Origin of the sequence: Methylobacterium sp. 2A, from assembly GCF_009806555.1 — a bacterium.
Taxonomy (GTDB): domain Bacteria; phylum Pseudomonadota; class Alphaproteobacteria; order Rhizobiales; family Beijerinckiaceae; genus Methylobacterium.
In genome coordinates this window covers 101,235-120,038 of record NZ_VUOK01000013.1, presented here as the reverse complement: position 1 = coordinate 120,038, position 18,804 = coordinate 101,235, and the positions used below count along the sequence as shown (strand labels likewise).

General features: G+C 69.6%; 17 protein-coding genes. 8 read left to right on the top strand and 9 right to left on the bottom strand.

The genetic code is table 11. The annotated features are described in order from the left end of the window. Positions 1 to 57: 57 nt before the first annotated feature. Entirely contained in the window at positions 58 to 1,788 is a 1,731-nt protein-coding gene (poxB, locus tag FVE89_RS06715) for a ubiquinone-dependent pyruvate dehydrogenase (RefSeq protein ID WP_160533260.1), read from the bottom strand. A 168-nt stretch (positions 1,789 to 1,956) separates the two neighbouring features. Here poxB and FVE89_RS06710 point away from each other — a divergent pair, with 168 nt between their 5' ends. Both FVE89_RS06710 and FVE89_RS06705 read left to right on the top strand, forming a co-directional pair. Next, positions 1,957 to 2,346 carry a DUF2267 domain-containing protein gene (locus tag FVE89_RS06710; RefSeq protein ID WP_160533259.1) on the top strand — a complete coding sequence of 130 codons (390 nt, stop codon included), beginning with the start codon at positions 1,957 to 1,959 and terminating at the stop codon, positions 2,344 to 2,346. Positions 2,347 to 2,640: 294 nt separating this feature from the next. Beyond that, positions 2,641 to 2,859 carry a hypothetical protein gene (locus FVE89_RS06705; RefSeq protein WP_160533258.1) on the top strand — a complete coding sequence of 73 codons (219 nt, stop codon included), beginning with the start codon at positions 2,641 to 2,643 and terminating at the stop codon, positions 2,857 to 2,859. A 12-nt stretch (positions 2,860 to 2,871) separates the two neighbouring features. Here FVE89_RS06705 and FVE89_RS06700 read toward each other — a convergent pair whose 3' ends face one another. After that, positions 2,872 to 3,804, bottom strand: a complete 933-nt coding sequence (locus FVE89_RS06700) for a hypothetical protein (RefSeq protein WP_160533257.1) — start codon at positions 3,802 to 3,804, stop codon at positions 2,872 to 2,874. A gap of 82 nt (positions 3,805 to 3,886) precedes the next feature. Then, complete coding sequence (locus FVE89_RS06695) at positions 3,887 to 5,962, bottom strand: M3 family metallopeptidase (protein WP_160533256.1); 2,076 nt, start codon at positions 5,960 to 5,962, stop codon at positions 3,887 to 3,889. 168 nt (positions 5,963 to 6,130) lie between these two features. Here FVE89_RS06695 and FVE89_RS06690 point away from each other — a divergent pair, with 168 nt between their 5' ends. The 3 genes from FVE89_RS06690 to FVE89_RS06680 all read left to right on the top strand — a co-directional run bounded on the left by FVE89_RS06690 (position 6,131) and on the right by FVE89_RS06680 (position 8,865). Next, entirely contained in the window at positions 6,131 to 7,048 is a 918-nt protein-coding gene (locus FVE89_RS06690) for an extensin family protein (protein WP_160533255.1), read from the top strand. A gap of 74 nt (positions 7,049 to 7,122) precedes the next feature. Next, a complete protein-coding gene (locus FVE89_RS06685; protein WP_160533254.1) occupies positions 7,123 to 8,220 on the top strand; it encodes a L,D-transpeptidase in 1,098 nt (365 codons plus the stop codon). A 255-nt stretch (positions 8,221 to 8,475) separates the two neighbouring features. Then, the gene (locus FVE89_RS06680; RefSeq protein WP_160533253.1) at positions 8,476 to 8,865 is read left to right on the top strand and encodes a response regulator; all 390 of its coding nucleotides are present in this window, start codon (positions 8,476 to 8,478) and stop codon (positions 8,863 to 8,865) included. 27 nt (positions 8,866 to 8,892) lie between these two features. On the opposite strand, the gene FVE89_RS06675 is transcribed toward FVE89_RS06680, so the two are convergent. Continuing rightward, on the bottom strand, positions 8,893 to 9,282 hold the full coding sequence (locus FVE89_RS06675; protein WP_160533252.1) for a YraN family protein: 390 nt from the start codon (positions 9,280 to 9,282) through the stop codon (positions 8,893 to 8,895). Beyond that, positions 9,279 to 10,235: a 16S rRNA (cytidine(1402)-2'-O)-methyltransferase gene (gene rsmI / locus FVE89_RS06670; protein WP_160533251.1), complete on the bottom strand. Its 957-nt coding sequence runs from the start codon at positions 10,233 to 10,235 to the stop codon at positions 9,279 to 9,281. The genes FVE89_RS06675 and rsmI overlap by 4 nt, the downstream gene beginning before the upstream one ends. A 135-nt stretch (positions 10,236 to 10,370) precedes the next feature. Here rsmI and FVE89_RS06665 point away from each other — a divergent pair, with 135 nt between their 5' ends. Continuing rightward, positions 10,371 to 11,654 carry a penicillin-binding protein activator gene (locus tag FVE89_RS06665; protein ID WP_202130625.1) on the top strand — a complete coding sequence of 428 codons (1,284 nt, stop codon included), beginning with the start codon at positions 10,371 to 10,373 and terminating at the stop codon, positions 11,652 to 11,654. On the opposite strand, the gene hemW is transcribed toward FVE89_RS06665, so the two are convergent. The 3 genes from hemW to rph are packed head-to-tail and all read right to left on the bottom strand — an operon-like array spanning position 11,655 to position 14,208. Beyond that, a complete protein-coding gene (gene hemW / locus FVE89_RS06660; RefSeq protein ID WP_160533250.1) occupies positions 11,655 to 12,830 on the bottom strand; it encodes a radical SAM family heme chaperone HemW in 1,176 nt (391 codons plus the stop codon). 38 nt (positions 12,831 to 12,868) lie between these two features. Beyond that, entirely contained in the window at positions 12,869 to 13,498 is a 630-nt protein-coding gene (gene rdgB, locus FVE89_RS06655; RefSeq protein WP_160533249.1) for an RdgB/HAM1 family non-canonical purine NTP pyrophosphatase, read from the bottom strand. Further along, entirely contained in the window at positions 13,495 to 14,208 is a 714-nt protein-coding gene (gene rph, locus FVE89_RS06650; protein WP_160533248.1) for a ribonuclease PH, read from the bottom strand. Before rph ends, rdgB begins: the two co-directional genes overlap by 4 nt. Before the next feature lie 180 nt (positions 14,209 to 14,388). On the opposite strand from rph, the gene hrcA reads away from it, so the two are divergent. Continuing rightward, positions 14,389 to 15,444, top strand: coding sequence for a heat-inducible transcriptional repressor HrcA (hrcA, locus tag FVE89_RS06645; RefSeq protein WP_160533247.1), 1,056 nt, complete (start codon positions 14,389 to 14,391; stop codon positions 15,442 to 15,444). Between the two features lie 438 nt (positions 15,445 to 15,882). Beyond that, positions 15,883 to 16,515, top strand: a complete 633-nt coding sequence (locus tag FVE89_RS06640; protein WP_160533370.1) for a LysE family translocator — start codon at positions 15,883 to 15,885, stop codon at positions 16,513 to 16,515. A gap of 24 nt (positions 16,516 to 16,539) precedes the next feature. Here FVE89_RS06640 and FVE89_RS06635 read toward each other — a convergent pair whose 3' ends face one another. Continuing rightward, positions 16,540 to 18,543 carry a methyl-accepting chemotaxis protein gene (locus FVE89_RS06635; RefSeq protein WP_160533246.1) on the bottom strand — a complete coding sequence of 668 codons (2,004 nt, stop codon included), beginning with the start codon at positions 18,541 to 18,543 and terminating at the stop codon, positions 16,540 to 16,542. Between the last annotated feature and the right edge of the window lie 261 nt (positions 18,544 to 18,804).

The following is an 18,804-nucleotide window of genomic DNA, read 5'->3' as shown; positions in this document are numbered from 1 at the left end:
ACCTCCCTGCATCGCCGCCCCGTTGGTCTGGAACGGTTCGAGACTGATACTGGTCGTCTACCGGATGAGGTTGGTCTTGGCGAGGTCGAGGACCGCGTCACCGCGTCCATCCATCACCGCGCGGAGCACATAGAGGCTGAAGCCCTTCATCTGCTGCCCGTCGATCTTGGGCGGCATCGACAGCTCGTTGCGGGCGGTGCGGACGTCGAGCAGCGAGGGGCCGTCGAAGGCCAGGAACTCGCGCATCGCGCCCGGCAGCTCGGCGGGATCCTCGACCCGCAGGGCGAAGATCCCGGCCGCCCGCGACATCGCGGCGAAGTCCGGATTGTCGAGGGCGACGCCGGTCTCAAGGTAGCCGGCAGCCTTCATCTCCAGCTCGACGAAGCCGAGCGTGCCGTTGTTGAAGATCACGACCTTCAACGGCAGGCGGTGCTGCCGCAACGTCAGAAAGTCACCCATCAGCATGGCGAAGCCGCCATCGCCGCACAGCGCGATCACCTGCCGGTCCGGCTGGCACGCCTGCGCACCGATCCCCTGCGACAGGGCGTTGGCCATGGAGCCGTGCACCCAGGAGCCGAGGAGCCGCCGCTTCCCGTTCATCGCGAGGTAGCGCGCCGCCCAGATCGTCGGCGTGCCGACATCGGCGGTGAAGATCGCGTCGTCCGAGGCTGCCTCACTGATGGTGCGGGCGAGGTATTGCGGGTGCAGCGGCCCGCCTGCCTTGCCGGTGGCGAGATCGTCGAGGCCGGTGCGCGCCCTGGCGTAGTGCTTCAGGCTGGCATCCAGGAAGGAGCAGTCGGTCTTGGGCTTCAGCCGCGGCAGCAACGCCCGGAGCGTCGCGCCGACATCGCCGACGAGACCCAGCTCGATCCGGCAGCGCCGCCCGAGCTCGGAGGGGCGGAGATCGACCTGCACGACCTTCGCGTCCTGCGGGTAGAATTGCTTGTAGGGGAAGCCCGTGCCGAGCATCAGCAGCGTGTCGCAGGCCATCATGGCGGCGTAGCCCGACGCGTAGCCGATCAGGCCGGTCATGCCGACATCGAAAGGATTGTCGAACTCCACGAACTCCTTGCCGCCGAGCGCGTGGACGATCGGGCTCTTGAGGGCGTCGGCGAGTTGCAGGAGCTCGGCATGCGCGCCGGCGCAGCCACGCCCGCACAGCAGGGTGACCCGCTTGCCCGCATTGAGCAGCGCGGCCAGCGCGTCCAGCTCCGGATCCGCCGGCCGGACCACCGGCCTGGCGGGGATCAGCCCGGCCCGCGGCGCGAGCGGGCGTTTCGGCGCCTCGCGGAGCGCCATGTCGCCCGGAAGGACGATCACCGCCACGCCCCCCTCGCCCACGGCGGCGCGGATCGCGTTCTCCAGCACGAAGGGCATCTGCGCCGGGTCCGAGATCAGCTCGCAATAGTGGCTGCAGTCGCGAAACAGCGCGGTCGGCTTCGTCTCCTGGAAATAGCCCGAGCCGATCTCGGGCGACGGGATATGGGCCGCGATCGCGAGGACCGGGCTCCGGCTCCGATGGGCGTCGTACAGCCCGTTGATCAGGTGGAGGTTGCCCGGCCCGCAGGAGCCGGCGCAGACCGCGAGCTGGCCGGTGACCTGCGCCTCGCCGGCGGCCGCGAAGGCCGCGGCCTCCTCGTGGCGCGTGTGGATCCAGGCGATCCGCCCCCGGGCCCGCAGCGCCTCCGTGATCCCGTTCAGGCTGTCGCCGACCACGCCATAGACGCGGGCGACACCCGCCTCCTGAAGGGTCTCGGCGACGACGTCGGCGACGTTGCTGATGCGCATGGTCGGGCTCCGCTCTCGGGCTCGCGCGGGAATGTGGAACCCGAGCCCCGGAAGTCACCCCGGACCGGCCGGCGCGCGGGGCTTTCCCGGGTAACCCAGCCCGCGCGCTTGATTTCCGGCGCCCCAGAGTCGAAGGACGTCTGGAAACGTTCCGAAGAGATCAGCACCATGGAAGAACTGCTCGCCCGCGTGACCGCCCGTACCGGGCTCGACGCCGCGACGGCCCAGACCGCGATCGGTCACATCCTCGCCTTCCTGCAGAAGGAGGGGCCCGAGACGGAGGTGAACCAGCTTCTCGCGGCGCTGCCGGGATCCGAATCGCTGATCGCCGAAGCCAATGCCGGCGAGGGTGGCGGGGGCGGCCTGATGGGCATGCTCGGCGGCATGATGGGCGGCGGCGTGATGGCGCTGGGCCAGAAGCTGATGGCGGCCGGCGTGCCGATGGGCCAGATGCAGCCGCTCGGTCAGGAGCTGTTCGCCTTCGGCCGCGAGAAGGTCGGCGAGGACGCGATGGGACCGATCATCGGCTCGATCCCCGGGCTCAACCAGTTCGTCTGAGCGCGCATTTTCGACTGAGCGCGCATGCGAGCGCCGCTTCCGGCCGCGTTGCACGCGGAAGCGGCTCTCAGGCTGTGTCCTGACGCGCGCTGTTGCGCCGAATCGGCATTCGCGTCGGCGGCGAGCGCTCCGGGTGTGCAGGCGCACTGAATTCGGGCGGGGCCGGGACGATCGTAAAAAAACAGTTTCCGGGCGAAAGCTTGACGGAACCTGTCCACGCGATCCCCGTTATTGGGGTGCGGTCGGAATCGGGGCCTTCGGCGCCGTTCGCGATCGCAATCCAGCAGGCCGGCCATGCCCGTCTTCGAAGCGAAGAACCTGGACAGCGCATTCGAGGGCCAAGCCCTCCTCGCCGCCATTCTGCATCCGACGCGCGCCGCTCAAACCCGCGCGCTGCGCCATGGCCGCCGCCGCGCCGAGCGTGCGGCCGCGATGGCCGATCCGCTGACCCTGGAACCGCGATTCCCGGTCACCGTCGACGGGCTGGCCCCGACACCCTACCCGTCGCGCTAGAAATCCGGACCGCTACCAGGGCTGCGGGGTGACGACACCCTGCCGGGTCACGACCCTCCAATCCCGCCCATGGCGTTCGATGCCCTCGACCCGGCCGAAACCGGGCAGGGTTTCACCCGGCCCGATCTCAAGGAGCCGGTGGCGGCGGTTCTCCAGGATCGCCATCCCGTCATAGACCTCGCGGACCGCCCAGGAATCGATCACCGGGGGTTTGTCGCTGGCCGGAGCCTTCGGCTTCACGTCGGCCGGCTTGGCATCCGCGAGCTTCGCCTCGGTGATCTTGGCCTCGGTGATCTTGGCCTCGGTGATCTTGGCCTCGGTGGCTTTGGGCTCCGCAGCCTTCGGCTCGACGCTGCGGGGCTCGGCGAGGCTTCCGGTCTGGGTCGGCTCAGGCCTAGCGACCGTCGCGGCCCGGCGCTCGATCTGGGCTGCGAGACCCGCGATCCGGGCATTCTGCTCACGCTCGACCTGTTCGAGACGCTCGCCGAGCGCCGCGGTCTTGGCGGTGAGGTTCTTGTCGAGCTGCGCGAGGCGCTCGCCGAGCGCGCCGCTGCGGGTCGATGCCTCCCTGCGGGCGCTGTCGGTGGAGGCGCGCAGGTCGGCCAGGATATGATGGAGTTGCGCGATATCGCTTCCGAGACGCGCAGTCTCGGTCCGGCCGGCGTCGAGCGTCGTGCTGAGCGCCGCGACGGCGTCGCTCGACAGGGCGGACGAGCGGGTCATCGCGATCACGCCGCCGCCCAGCAGGGCGCCCAGCGCGAGGCAGGCGCCGGGAAGCGCGAGGGTGCGCCGGTCGATCCGCGGCAGGGAACGCAGCACCGCGATCGTCGGCGCGGCGGCGTCCGGCGCCTTGGCGGCCGCCGCCACGGGCTCCGCCTGGCCGCTGACGACGGCCTTGAGCAGGTCGTCCGGCGAGACGGCCGGCTTGGTCTCGGTCTTGATCATCGCCCCCAACTCCGGTGCAGGACGTCGCTGCAAGCCTTCGTTAAGGACGTTTGTTTACGAAACCCTTACCGGCCGTTTGGGCTCACGCCGCCAGCCCGCGCTTCTTCAGCAGGGGCTCGATGCTCGGCATCCGCCCGCGGAACGCCGTATAGGCCTCGCGCGGGTCGCGCAGGTTGCCGGCGCCGTACACGAAGGTGCGCAGGCGCTTGGCGGTCTCCGGATCGAAGATGTCGCCCGCCTCGCGGAAGGCGTCGAACGCGTCGGCATCCAGCACCTCAGACCAGAGATAGCTGTAATAGCCCGCCGCGTAGCCGTCGCCCGAGAAGATGTGCGCGAAGTGCGGCGTCCGGTGCCGCATGCCGATCTCGGCCGGCATGCTGATCCGCCGCAATGCCTCGGTCTCGAAGGCCGGCACGTCGAGCCCCGCCTCGCCCTCGGCCGAGAGGTGGAGCGTCATGTCGACGATCGCCGAGGCGGTGTACTCGACGGTGGCGAAGCCCTGATTGAAGGTCCGGGCGGCCAACAGCTTCTGGAGGAGCGCGTCCGGCATCGGCGCCCCGGTCTGGTGATGGCGCGCGTGGGTCCGCAGGACCTCCGGCTGCTCCAGCCAGTGCTCGTAGAGCTGCGAGGGCAATTCCACGAAGTCGCGGGCCACCGCGGTGCCGGAGAGCAGCGGATAGGTCACGTCCGACAGGAGCCCGTGCAGGGCGTGGCCGAACTCGTGGAACAAAGTGCGCGCGTCGTCGAAGGACAGGAGCGTGCTCTCGCCCTCCGGGGCCTTCGCGAAGTTCATCACGTTGACGATGATCGGCGTGATCGGCCCGTTCAACCGCTCCTGCGAGCGGAAGGCGCTCATCCAGGCGCCGGAGCGCTTGGTGGCCTGGGCGAAGTAATCGCCCAGGAACAATCCGACCTCGGAGCCGTCCGGATTGCCGACCCGCCAGACCCGCACGTCGGGGTGGTAGCGCGGCACGTCGGACAACTCCTCGAAGGTCAGGCCGAACAGCCGCGAGGCCGTGTCGAAGGCCGCCTGAATCATCCGCTCCAGCGGCAGGTAGGCCTTGATCTCGCTCTCATCGAGGTCGTGCTCGGCCCGCCGCACCTTCTCGGCATAGTGGCGCCAATCGTGCGCCTGGAGCGTGAAGTTGTGGCCCTCTTCCTGAATCGCTGCCTGGAGACGATCGCGCTCGTCGGCCGCCCGCACCCGGGCCGGAGTCCAGACATCGCGCAGGAGCCCGGTGGCGGCGTCGGGGCTCGCCGCCATCGTGTCGTCGAGGGCGAAATGCGCGAAGCTCTGAAAACCCAGCAGGCGGGCGCGCTCGGCACGCAGCTGGATGATCTCGGCGGCGATCGCGCGGTTGTCGGTCTCGCCGCCATTCTCACCGCGCCGGGTCCAGGCCGCGTGGGCGCGCTCGCGCAGGTCGCGGCGGGTGGAGAAGACGAGGAAGGGCTCGATCAAAGAGCGCGACAGGGTGATGACGTGACCCGACAACCCCCGCTCCTCGGCGGCGCTCCGGGCGGCAGCGCGCAGGAACGGCGGCAGGCCGGCAAGGTCGTCCTCGCTCTCGAGGGGAAGCGTGAAGCTGCTCTCATCGGCCAGGAGGTTCTGGCTGAATTTCGTGCCGAGCTCCGACATCCGAGCCGCGATCTCGGCGATGCGCGCCTTGGCGTCGGGTTCGAGCGTCGCCCCGGCCCGGCGAAAACGGATGCGGTAGCGGTCGAGGACGCGCCGCTCCTCCGGACCGAGCCCCTCAACCTCCGCGTCGACCGCCGAGATCCGCGCCCACAATTGCGGGTTCAGGTAGATCGCGCTGCCGTGGCGGGCGAGTTTCGGCCCGATCTCGCGCTCGATCGCCTGCAGCTCCGGGTTCGTGTGACTGCCGGTCAGATTGTAAAAGACCCCCGCGACCCGATCCAGGGCCTGGCCCGCCCGCTCCATGGCCACGACGGTGTTGGCGAAGGTCGCGGGCGCCGTCTCGGCCGCGATGGCCTCGATCTCGGCCGTATGGGCGGCGAGCGCCGCCTCGAAGGCCGGGCGGTAATGCTCCGGCCGGATCTGCTCGAAGGGCGGGATCCCGTAAGGCGTGGTCCAGCGCGCCTCGTGGAAGGGATTGTCCTGCGGCAGGCTGGGCAGCCCGGCTTCAACGGCGTCCGGCATTCAATCCTCAGGCTCGATCCAGGCGGCCCCTTGTCGCGGCAATTCGGCGACGGGGCGCGCGCATGATCCGGCAGAGAGATCCGGTTCGAGCCATTCGTCAACCGTGTCGGTGATCCGAACGGCCGTTCGCTCGTTTCCGTGAACCCAACGCCCACGCTTCGAGGCTCCATGCCGGGACGATTTCTGCCAGTCCGCCGACTGCCCACAGCCCTGGTGCTCGGCGCCCTCGCCGCAGCGCTGTCGGCCGCCTCGAGCCCGGCCGCCGAGACGCCGGCGGCCACCGTTCCGGTGCCGCCACCCCTTCCGCCCGAGCGGCCTGAGGCCATGAAGCCGCCATCCGCGCCGGAGGCGATACCGCCGACGCCGCCCGCGCGCCCGGCCGAGCTGACACCCCCTGCGTCCAAACCGAAGGAGCCCGCCGAAACGCCGGTCGCGGAAAAGCCTCCGGAGACCGGCAAACCCGAGCTGCCGAGCCCGCCGCCGACCCCGCCCGGGCGGCCGCCGGAACTCTCCGGCGAGGCGGCGTTGGCGCTCAAGGTCGCGCCACCGGACGACACCGCGTGCCGCACCCGCCTCAAGCGGCTCGGCGTCGCGTTCGAGCCTCTGCCGGCGATCGCCGAGGGTCAGTGTACGGCACCGCTGCCGCTGAAGGTCACGCAGCTCGCCGATGGCATCACGCTGCCCGGGGGCGCGACCCTCACCTGCCGGACTGCCGAGGCTTTGGCGCGCTGGGTCACCGAGGTTCAGGTCGAGGCCGACAGGACGCTCAAGCACGGGCTGATCGGCTTGGAGCTCGGCGGCAGCTACGTCTGCCGCGGCCAGAATCACGATGTCGATGCCAAATTGAGCGAACACGCCTTCGCCAACGCCGTCGACGTGATGGCCTTCACCTTCGCGGGCCGCGCCAGCATCCCCGTGAAGGCGATGCCGGAGGGCTCCGACGAGGCGCAATTTCTCGGTTCCGTCCGCGGCAAGGCCTGCACCTTCTTCCGGACGGTCCTGGGGCCGGGCACGAACGCGGCCCACGCCAACCACTTCCACCTCGACGAACGGGAACGGAATGCCGGTCACCGGCTTTGCGAGTAGCGCGGGTGGAACGTTCGGGCAGACGCGGCATTTCTGCGTGCGGAGCGCCGACGCTTCCGGAGACAGCGATCGCGATGAGCCCGAAAATCTGGCGACCGGTCTTTGCCGCGCTGTTGGCCGCCAGCCTCGCCGCGCATGGCGCGGAGGCTCGTCCGAAGCCGAAGGCCGCCGATCGCGAGGCGCGATCCCCCGCGCTGACCGCCGAGGCCATCAACACCGCGACTCTATCGCCGCAGGCCGGCGACAAGCCGGTCGCCAAGCCCGCGGCCGGGAAGAAGGCGGACGACAAGCCCGATCCGCTGATCGTCAAGGCCCAGGTGCTGCTCGACCGCGCCCGCTTCTATCCGGGGGCCATCGATGGTCTGACGGGTGAGAACTACAAGCGCGCGCTCTCGGCCTTCGCGGTGGCGCAGGGGCTTCCGGCGACGCAGGCGCTGACGCCCGAGGTCTGGGCCAAGCTCCAGGCCACGAGCGACAAGCCCGTCGTCACGGATTACACGATCACCGAGGCCGATGCGGCGGGTCCCTATGTCGACAGGATCCCGCCCAAGATGGAACAGCAGGCCGATCTCAAGGCGCTGAGCTACACGAACCCGCGGGAAATGCTGGCCGAGCGCTTCCACATGAGCCGTGCCCTGGTGACGGCGCTCAACCCCGATAAACCCCTCGACAAGGCGGGCACGACGATCGCGGTCGCGGCCGTGGACCCGATGGGGACCGACAAGCCGAAGGCGAAGGATCTGCCGCACGACCCGAAGGTCGAACGCATCGAGGTCGACAAGAGCAGCCGCGACGTGCGGGCCTACGGCGCCGACGACAAGCTGCTGGCCTACTATCCGGCGTCAATCGGCAGCACGGAGAAGCCGGCACCGAGCGGCGATACGAAGGTGAAGGGCGTCGCCTTCGATCCCGATTACACCTACAATCCGAAATACGCGTTCAAGGGCGTGCAAGCGCAACACAAGTTCACCATCCCGTCCGGCCCGAACAATCCGGTGGGTCTCGTCTGGATCGACCTGGCAATTCCGAGCTACGGCATCCACGGGACACCGGAACCCGAGAAGGTGGGAAAGACCGAGTCCCATGGCTGCATCCGGCTGACCAACTGGAATGCCCGCGATCTCGCGGCCCATGTGGCCCGCGGGGCAAAGGTCAGCTTCAAGGACGATTGAGAGACATCAACCACCGGCTGCCGAAGCCGGTAACAGATATGTATCATCGGTTAACATTCTGCGCGCAGATCGCTCCGGAACGGCGCGCGAACGCTTGACACGTTGCGCGTTACGGGCGACGCCAAATGCTACCTCGTGAACCGCCCGTCGTAGCAGCGTTGCGCTCTCCGGACGCCGGGCCTACGGTTTTCGAGTGTATTCTTGCGGACGGCTTGGTCCCCGGTCCGGGGGCGCTCGAAGGGAAGACGGCCCGGCGTGACTGCTGACTCCAACGATGATGTTCTCAACGGCGTCCGCGTGCTCGTCGTCGAGGATGAGGCCGCGATCTCGATGCTGCTTGAGGACATGCTGCTCGATTTCGGCTGCGCCGTCGTCGGGCCGGCCGCGCGCCTGTCCTCGGCCCTCGAAATGGCCGCCCAGGAAACGTTCGAGGTCGCAATCCTCGACGTGAACGTGGCGGGCGAGCCGATCTACCCGGTCGCCGAAGCGATCGCCAAGCGGGATCTGCCGCTCGTGTTTTCAACCGGCTACGGTGGTGCCGGCATCCGCGAGCCGTTCCGCGACCGGCCGGTGGTTCAGAAGCCGTTCAGCCAGGCCGATCTGAAGCGCACGCTGATCGGCGCCATCCGGGCCGCCCGCGCCTGACGCGGCCGCGGCCCGAACAGCGGTCGCCTACAAGCCCTCGATCGTGAACGCGTCGGCGACATGCGCCGGCCATCCCCGGGCGCCGACGAATACGGCATCCGCCCGGAAGGTCATGCCCGCACACCAGGGATTGTGCCCGATCCAGGATCGGACGGCCCGGGAGAAGCGGCGCCGCTTGGCCGCATCGATCGTCTCCCGCGCGTCGTCGCGCCGGGGCCGGGCCTTCACCTCCACGAACGCGATGGTGTGCAGGCGCTGGACGATGAGGTCGATCTCACCCCCCGCGCAGCTCACGCGCCGGCCGATCGGCCAGTAGCCCTTGAGCATCAGCGCCGCGAGGGCCAGCCACTCGGCGCGATGACCGCGCCGATAGGCGGCCCGGCGCCTGTCACCCTGCTCGGGCCGCGCCTCGGTCACGTCTCGCTCCGCGCCAGGGCGAGGGCCCGGGTGTAGACAAGCCGGCGCGGCTGGCCGGTCTCGTCGGCCACGAGGCTCGCGGCATCCTTGATCGAGTGCCGCTCCAGCGCCGTGCGGATCAGGCCGTCGAGGGCTTCGTCCCCCTCCGCCATGCGCTCCGACGCCGTGGCAGCGCCGATGATGACGACGATCTCGCCCTTCGGCGGCCCCTCCTCGGCGAAGCGCTGGCTGAGGCCGCCCAGCGTGTCACGGCGGATGGTCTCGTAAAGCTTCGTCAGTTCCCGGGTCACCGCGGCCGGGCGATCGGGCCCGAGAACGGCGGCGGCATCGGCCAGCATCTCCGGCAGCCGATGCGGCGATTCAAACAGGACCAGCGTGCCCGGAACCTGGGTCAGCGCCTCAAGGCGGTTGCGTCGTGCACCGGCCTTCTGGGGCAGGAATCCCTCGAAGAAGAAGCGGTCGGTCGGGAGACCCGCCGCCACCAAGGCGGTCATCACCGCCGAGGGACCGGGCACCGGCGTGATCGGGATGCCGGCCTCGATGGCGACCTGGACCAGCTTGTAGCCCGGATCCGAAACGAGCGGCGTGCCCGCATCCGAGACGAGCGCCAGCGCCTCGCCGGCCCGCAGCCGGCCGACCATCCGCTCGCGCACCGCATCGTTCGAATGCTCGTGATAGGCGACGAGCGGTGTCGTGATGCCGTAATGGGCGAGCAGAGTCCGCGTGACGCGGGTGTCCTCGGCGAGCACCGCGTCGGCCGCCGCGAGGGTGGCGAGCGCGCGGATGGTAATGTCGCGCAGGTTGCCGATCGGTGTCGCCACGATGTGCAGGCCGGGGGCGAGCGGTTCGGCCTCGCTCGCCAGCCCGAAGGCCGTGAAGGTGGTGGCCCGCGGCCGATCCTCTCGCGGTCTCCGGGGCGGGGCTGTCGTCGGGGCGTCGAATCGGCGGGTCATCGTTGGCGATCTTGCCACACTGATGGGCTCTCGTCGCGCGTGAGCCCTGTTGCCGGGGGCAAGTCCTTCGTCCTGCGTTTACATTCTTGGGTCCCGCGATCACGCTGCCGTGGCTTGCCCGAAGGAGACTGCGCCATGGCGCGCCTGACCGGCGCGCCGGATCGTCTCGCGCGCGTCACCGCCCTGACCGCCCTCGTCTGCGCGGCGCTGCTGCCCCTCGGAGGCTGCCTCGGCGGCGGCGCGACCCGGCGGGTTCCGCCCCCGCAGGCCGCCCTGACGCCCCCGGCCGCGGTGCCGCAGGCGGGTCCGTCGCCTTCGGCTCAGGCGCCCGGCGGTTCGGGGCCGGTCACCCCGATGGCATCGGGCGGCCCCAGGATCGGCGCCGGCTCGGTGAAGGTCGCCCTCGTCCTGCCGCTCACCGGCCCGGGGGCAAACGTCGGCACCGCCATGCGCAACGCCGCGCAGCTCGCCTTCGACGAGGCGCAGCAGCCGGACCTGACGATCCTCGTGGAGGATGATCGCGGCACCCCCGACGGGGCGCGGGACGCCGCTCAGGAGGCGCTGCGGCAGGGCGCCGAGATCGTTCTGGGGCCGCTCTTCGCCGGCAGCGTTCAGTCCGCCGCCGCGGTGGCTAAAGCGAGCGGCAAGCCGGTGATCGGCTTCTCCACCGACGTCACCGTGGCGGCGCCCAACGTCTATCTCCTGAGCTTCCTGCCGCAGCCAGAGGTCGACCGTGTGGTCGAGGAGTCGGTGGCGGGGGGCAAGCGCTCCTTCGCGGCGCTGATCCCCGAGACCGCCTACGGCAACGCCGTGGAAGCGGCCTTCCGCGAGACCGTGGCGCGCCGGGGCGCCCGCGTCGCGGCGGTGGAACGTTACCCGACTGACAATCCGGGACCCGCCGTGGAGCGCTTGGCCCGCGTCATCACGGGGCCCGGCGCGACAGCCGACGCCTTGTTCATCCCGGAAACGGCCGAGGCGATGCCGACCGTCGCGGCGGCGCTGAGCAAGGCCGGCTTTTCCCCGGCGAGGGTCCGGCCGATCGGCACAGCCCTATGGAACGAGCCGGCGCTCTTCGCCCTCCCGGCCCTGCAGGGCGGCCACTTCGCCGCGCCGGACCGCAGCGGCTTCTCGGCGTTCAGCGGGCGCTACCAGGCCCGGTTCGGCGCCGTGCCGCCGCGCGTCACCTCCCTCGCCTACGACGCCGTGACGCTCGCCGCAGCGCTCGCGCGGCAATACGGCTCGCAGCGCTTCGCCGAGGCGACCCTGACCAACGGCGCGGGCTTCGCCGGGGTGGACGGCACCTTCCGTTTCCGCCCGGACGGGCAGAGCGAGCGTGCTCTGGCGGTCTATGAAATCCGCAACAACGCCGCGACGCCGGTGAGCCCCGCCCCGCGGGTTCTGGCCAAGCCCGGGATCTGATCAGCCTGCGAGTTCGGCGACGAGCGCGTTGAGGACCGGCGCGCCGCGCGGAGTGGCGGCGATGCGGCCGTCACGGCGCCGCTCCAGCAGGCCGTCACCGATCAGCATGCCGATCCGGTTGCCATTCAGGGGCCGGCCCTTCAGGGCGGCGTAGCGGTCCGGATCGATGCCCTCGCGCAGACGCAGGCCCATTACGAGGAACTCGTCGGCCTGGTCGGCGGGCGAGAGCGTTTCGGTCTCGACGATACCCTGACCGTCGCGCTCGACCCCGGCGAGCCACGCTTCCGGGCTACGCTCGGTGACGGTGCCGATCCGGCCGACCTCGGTAACGAGGCGTCCATGCGCCCCGGGACCGATCCCGGCATATTCGCCGTAGCGCCAGTAGAGCAGGTTGTGGCGCGATTCCGCGCCGGGCCGGGCGTGGTTCGAGATTTCGTAGGCGGGCAGGCCGGCTTGCGCGCAGAGCTCCTGCGTCACGTCGTAGAGGGCTCGCCCGGTCTCATCGTCCGGAATGACCAGCTTGCCCGCGTTGGCGAGGCCGTGGAAGGGCGTGCCCGGCTCGATGGTGAGCTGGTAGAGCGACAGGTGCTCGCCGGCCCGCTGCAGGGCCTCGCCCAACTCGTTCCGCCACATCGCGGGCGTCTGGCCCGGGCGGGCGTAGATCAGGTCGAACGAGGTCCGTTCGAACGTGGCCTGCGCCACACGGATCGCGTCGAGCGCCTGCGCCACGTCGTGCAGCCGGCCGAGCGTCCGGAGCGATGCATCGTCCAGCGCCTGCACGCCGAGCGAGACCCGGTTGATTCCGGCGGCACGATAGCCGCGGAAGCGGGCCGCCTCGACACTCGACGGATTGGCCTCAAGCGTGATCTCCGCGTCCGGCGCCACGGGCCAGCGCGCCGCCACGGCGTCGAGCAGGCCCGCAACCGTGGCGGGCTGCATCAGCGACGGGGTGCCGCCCCCGAGGAAGATGCTGGTGACGGTCCGGCCGGGCGTCCGCCCCGCTGCATGGTCGATCTCGGCCTTGAAGGCGGCGAGGAAGCGCGGCTCGTCGACGCCGGCATGGCGGACGTGACTGTTGAAGTCGCAGTAGGGGCACTTCGCCGCGCAGAACGGCCAGTGCAGGTAGATGCCGAAGCCCGCATCGCGGGTCGGATGGTCCAGGCCGGTTGCTCGCATGATGCCGGGGATGTGAGCGCCGCCGCCCGTTTTGGCAATCAGGCGCGCGGCGCGAGGCAGGCCCGGCTCAGCTCCACGAAGGCCCGTGCCCGGTGGGAGAGCCCCTGCCCGCGCTGCCAATCGACGCCGTGCTTCTCCTCCGCGCTCATCTCGCCGAAGGTGCGGTCGTGGCCCTCCGGCCGGAAGATCGGGTCGTAGCCGAAGCCGGCCGAGCCGCGGGGTTCGACGAGGTCACCGAACACCCGGCCTTCGAACAGCTCGGTGTGGCCGTCGGGCCAAGCGAGCACCAGCGCCGAGACGAAATGCGCGCGGCGATCCTGCGCGCCGCGCCGGTCCAATTCGGAGAAAATCCGCGCCATGGCGCCGGAAAAGTCCTTGGTCGGGCCGGCCCAGCGGGCAGAAAAAATGCCCGGCGCCCCGTCGAGGGCGTCGACGCAGAGGCCGGAATCGTCCGCGAAGGCGGGAAGGCCGGTGGCCTCGGCGGCGGCGTGAGCCTTGATCGCCGCGTTCTCGGCGAACATCGTACCGGTCTCCTCCGGCTCCGGCAGGCCGAGCTCGCCGGCCGACACCGCCTGCACGCCGAACGGAGCCAGCAACTCGCGCATCTCCGCGAGCTTGCCGGCATTGTGGGTGGCGATGACCACCTTGCCCGTCAAGGGCCGGCTCACGCGATCGCCTCCTTCTGCAGGGCGACCAGCCGGTCGGTGCCGGCGCGGGCGAGGCGCAGCAACTCGAGAAGCTGATCCTGCGAGAACGGCTCCATCTCGGCGGTGCCCTGCACCTCCACGATGCCGCCCCGGCCGGTGAGCACGAAATTGGCGTCGGTCTCGGCGGCCGAATCCTCGGCGTAGTCGAGGTCCAGCACCGGCGTGCCCTTGTAGAGGCCGCAGGAGACGGCCGCGACGTGATCGCGCAGCGGATCGACCGAGATGATCGAGCGCGCCCGCATCCAGCCGAAGCAATCGTGCAGGGCCACCCAGGCGCCCGTGATGGCGGCGGTGCGCGTGCCGCCATCGGCCTGGATCACGTCGCAATCCACCGTCACCTGCCGCTCGCCGAGCGCCGGCAGGTTGGTGACGGCTCGCAGGGAGCGCCCGATCAGCCGCTGGATCTCCTGGGTCCGCCCCGACGGCTTGCCGGAACCGATCTCGCGGCGGGTGCGTTCGTGCGTCGCACGCGGGAGCATGGCGTATTCGGCCGTGACCCAGCCCTTGCCCGAACCGCGCAGCCACGGGGGCCCGCGCTCCTCCAGCGAGGCAGTGCAGAGCACCCGGGTGTTGCCGAAGCTGACGAGGCACGAGCCCTCGGCGTAGCGCGAGACCGCGCGCTCCAGGCTCACGGGCCGCAACTCGTCGGCGGCACGCTTGGAAGGCCGCATTGCGGACCCCTTCTGTGAGGAAAGTCGAGGGCCGGGCTCTTAGGCCGCCGTGTCTCCGCGGGCAAGCGGCGCAGAGGAGCCGTGTTGTCCGGATTGATCCGGACCGGGCGGTTGGACATGATCGGACGACAGGATCAGAGCGTGACAGACCCGAACCCGCGATTTCCCGACGGCCCAACGATGCACGCGCTTGCCGCGCTCAACGAGCGCGCCCGAGAGATCTTCCGGCAGATCGTCGAGAGCTACCTCACCACCGGCGAACCGGTCGGATCGCGCAACCTCGCGCGGATCCTGCCGATGGCCCTGTCGCCGGCCTCGATTCGCAACGTGATGGCGGATCTTGAGCATTCCGGCCTGATCTTCGCCCCGCACACATCCGCGGGCCGGCTGCCGACCGAGCTCGGCCTGCGCTTCTTCGTCGACGCCATGCTGGAACTGGGCGATGTCAGCCAGGACGAGCAGGCCCGGATCGAGGCGCAGATGCGGGCCGCCGCCTCGGGCCACACCTTCGATTCTGCTTTGACCGAGGCCTCGACCATGCTGTCGGGCATCTCGCGCGGCGCCGGCGTCGTGCTGACCACCAAGGCGAACGTGAACCTGAAGCACATCGAGTTCGTGCGCCTCGATCCGGCCCGGGCGCTCGTCGTGCTGGTCTCGGATGACGGCTCCGTCGAGAACCGCCTCGTGGACCTGCCGCCCGGCCTGCCCGCAGGCGCCCTTCGGGAGGCAACGAACTTTCTGAATGCCCGGCTTCAGGGCCGGACCCTCGGCACCCTGCGGGCGGAGATCGAGGCCAGCCGCCAAGCGATGAAGCGGGAGCTCGACGCCCTGACCGAACGCCTCGTGGATGCCGGGCTGGCGACGCCGGTCGGTCCCACCGAGGCGCGCCAGCTGATCGTACGCGGGCAGGCCAATCTGCTGGACGATCTCAGGGCGGCCGAGGATCTGGAGCGCATCCGCCTGCTGTTCAACGATCTGGAGAGCCAGAAGGACGTCATCGACCTCCTCGCCCGGGCCGAGGGCGGCGACGGCGTGCGCATCTTCATCGGCTCCGAGAACAAGCTGTTCTCGCTCTCCGGCTCGTCGCTGATCGCCGCGCCGTTCCGGGACGGGGCCCAGAAGATCGTCGGCGTGGTCGGCGTGATCGGGCCGACGCGGCTGAACTACGCGCGCATCGTGCCGATGGTCGACTATACGGCCCGCGTCGTCTCGAAACTTCTGGACGGGGGACGGTGACGCGACCGTTGCTGTGCCAGGCCCGGGGCGTTATCTTCGGGAGTGGGATCGGCGGCGGCTTTCCGCCGATCCCTGGCATTCACCTTCTCAGGTGTCGCCGTCTCCAGAGAGGAATGGCGAGGCGGAGCGTGAGTCTCCACTCGCCATTCGCTTTTCTGGACCATGCCAGAGAGATGACCATCCTCTGCACTCCCGGCCGCAACCGGCCGCGTGCGGCCTTCGCGGGTGAGTCGGTCAAGCTCACGCGCCGTTGTAGCCGGCATGGTCGCCGAGGTAAGCAAGCATCCGCGTCATGCCGGCGGCCGCTGAACGCTTTGACAAGCCGGATCCGATCAGTCCAGCTCGATGCTGGAAGCTGCTCTCTTCGATGAAAGACGATTCGTCGGGCAGAGAAACGCACGCTTCTGTTGGCGACGACCTGTGACGGGATGGATCGAAATGCCGGATCTGGGCAGCTACTTGGCCTTTGCCTTGGTCTCGCTGGGCATGGCCCTCACGCCGGGACCGAATATGGTCTATCTGATCTCCCGCTCGATCGCGCAGGGGCGCACGGCCGGCCTGATCTCGCTCGGCGGCATCCTCGTGGGCCACATCGTCTACATGGTGTGTGCGGCCTTGGGGCTCACGGCGCTGCTGATCGCGATCCCCTACGCCTACGATGGGGTCCGCATCGCCGGCGCACTCTATCTCCTGTATCTCGCATGGCAGGCGGTTCGGCCCAACGGGCGATCGCCGTTCCAAGTCCACGACCTGTCGAAGGACAGCTCGCGCAAGCTCTTCGTGATGGGTCTGCTGACCAACCTGCTCAATCCGAAGATTGCAGTTCTGTACCTGTCGCTCCTGCCGCAGTTCATCGACCCGAAGAACGGGAGCGTGCTCGCGCAGGCGCTGATATTCTGCGGCACCCAGCTCGTCGTCAGCGTGGTGATGAACGCCGTCTTCATCGTGTCGGCAGCGACGATCGCCGGGTTCTTCATCCAGCGCCCCCTCTGGAGCGTCGTTCAGCGCTGGCTGATGGGGACGGTGCTGGCAGCGCTTGCGATCCGCATGGCGGCCGAGGCGCATCGCTGATCGCCTCGGCCGCCAATGACCTCGTCAGGCAGCCCTGACCGATTCAAGGAAACGGGCGACCTCGACACTGAGATGGTCCGATTGCCGGGACAGTTCCGTGGCGGAATCCAGGACTCGATGCGCAGCCTGACCGGTCTGCGCCGCGGCTCCGGCGACGCCGGCGATGTTCGTCGTGACCTCGTCGGTCCCGGTCGCGGCTTGACCGACGTTGCGGGCGATCTCCTGCGCGGCCGAATCCTGCTCGCTCACCGCGGCGGCGATCGTGTTCGCCACGTCGTTGATGTCCCGGATGCGCCCCACGATCCCGTCGAGCGCCCGGGTGGCCTCGCCGGTCGAGCCCTCGACACGCGCGATGTGGGCGGTGATCTCCTCGGTCGCCCGGGCGGTCTGGGCGGCCAGTTCCTTCACCTCGGCGGCCACGACGGCGAAGCCGCGCCCCGCCTCGCCGGCGCGCGCCGCCTCGATCGTGGCATTCAGTGCGAGGAGGTTCGTCTGCGCCGCGATGGAGGAGATCAGCCCGACCGCGTCTCCGATCTTGGACACGGCCTCAGAGAGGTCCTGCACCCGCCGCCCGGTCTCGTCGGCCTCATCGACCGCCGTTCGGGCGAGGCGTGACGAGCCGGCGACCTGTCCGGCCACCGCCTGCACGCTCGCGCCGAGTTGCTCGGTCGCCGCCGCGACGGTGCGGACATTGGCGGACGCCTCCTCGGCGGCGGCCGCGACGCCGCTGGACTGCGCCGCGGCCTGCGTGGCGGCAACCGTCAGCGTCTCGGCGGTCGCATGAAGATCGGCGGCTGCGGACGAGACCGAATTCACGATGGTGCCGACGACCCGCTCGAATCCATCGGCCAGTTCGGTCATCGTGCGCCTGCGCTCGGCGGCGGCGGCCGCGTCGGCGAGGCGGCGCATATCGGCCTGCTCGCGCGCCTTCTCCGCCACGAGGGCCTTGATGCCTTCGACGGCGCGCCCGACCATGCCGATCTCGTCCTGCCGGCGCGCCTCCGTGATCTCGGTGTCCAACTCACCCTGACTCATCCGCTGAAGCACGCCGACGAGACGATTCAGCGGACGTGCCACCGTGGTCGCCATGGTCCGTCCCACCGCGACCGCCAGCGCCAGCAGCATGATGACGGTCGCGACCGCCATATTCCGCGTGAGGTGGTCGATCGGCGCGACCGCCGCCGCTTGATCGAAGGAGAGCGCGACGTACCAGTCGAGATTGGACGGCAGGTCGGGGACCCGGGCGAACACCGTCAGGGTGGCGCGGCCAGCCTCGCGGGTCTCGATTTCGTGGCCGGCGGCAATCTCGGGCTTCGGACCGCCGATCAGATCCGTGAGGGGTTTGCCGATCAATTCCGCTTTGGGATGGATCAGGATCTTGCCGCCGCCGGACACGAGATAGGCATAGCCATGGCCGCCGGGCACCACCTCGGCGATCATCCGGGCCAGGGCCGCGACGTCGAAATCGCCGGCCGCCACGCCGACCAGGTTGTGCTGCGCATCCGCGACCGGTGCGGCCGCTGTCAGGACCATGCTGCCCCGGCTGGCGGACTTGTAGGGTTCGGTCAGGATCGTGCCCGTCGTCGCCGCGACCTCTTTGAACCACGGCCGCTGGCGCGGATCGTAGCCCGGCGGAATCGGCGCCTTGGGCATCTTCGTGTAGAACCCGTCGGTGCGCCCGAGATAGCTGACGTAGAACCCCTGGCGGACGATCGGCGCGTCGAGCACGCGGTCCGCCTCAGGCCCGACCCCGGTGCCGGCGATCTCCTCCGCCGCCAGCTGCATGAGATCCAGCTTCCCACGCAGCCAGTTGCCGATGCTCCGCGCGGCGGCACCGCTCAGGCTCGACATGCTGGTCTGGATCTCCGTCCGCAGCAGCGCGGTCTGCGACGTGTGGATGTAGATGGAGCATGCGAGAAAGGCGGTGAACGCGATCGCGAGAGTCAGGAGCGTTGCGCGACCCGCTATCCCGAGGCGCAAGCGCGTGAGCCATGCGGATGCGCTAAGACCAGACTTCACACTCGACATACCACTCTCCAAACGGAGGCGACGCTTGAAGAGCTCCTATTCGCATCTGAAATTCACGGTCCGTGGCGTTTGTTTTGATTGTAAATCCAGACAGATCATTCAATAGAACAGAGGTTTTTCTTATCAGCGGCGCCTTTCATGGCTGGATCCGGACATGTCCGGATCCAGGCCGCTGCGGGTTTACGACGTTTTCCTTTCGTTTTCTTTTCGCAAATCGGCCGAACGCGCGAGAAATCCGCGCTGCCGCGCGTTCGGCACGAG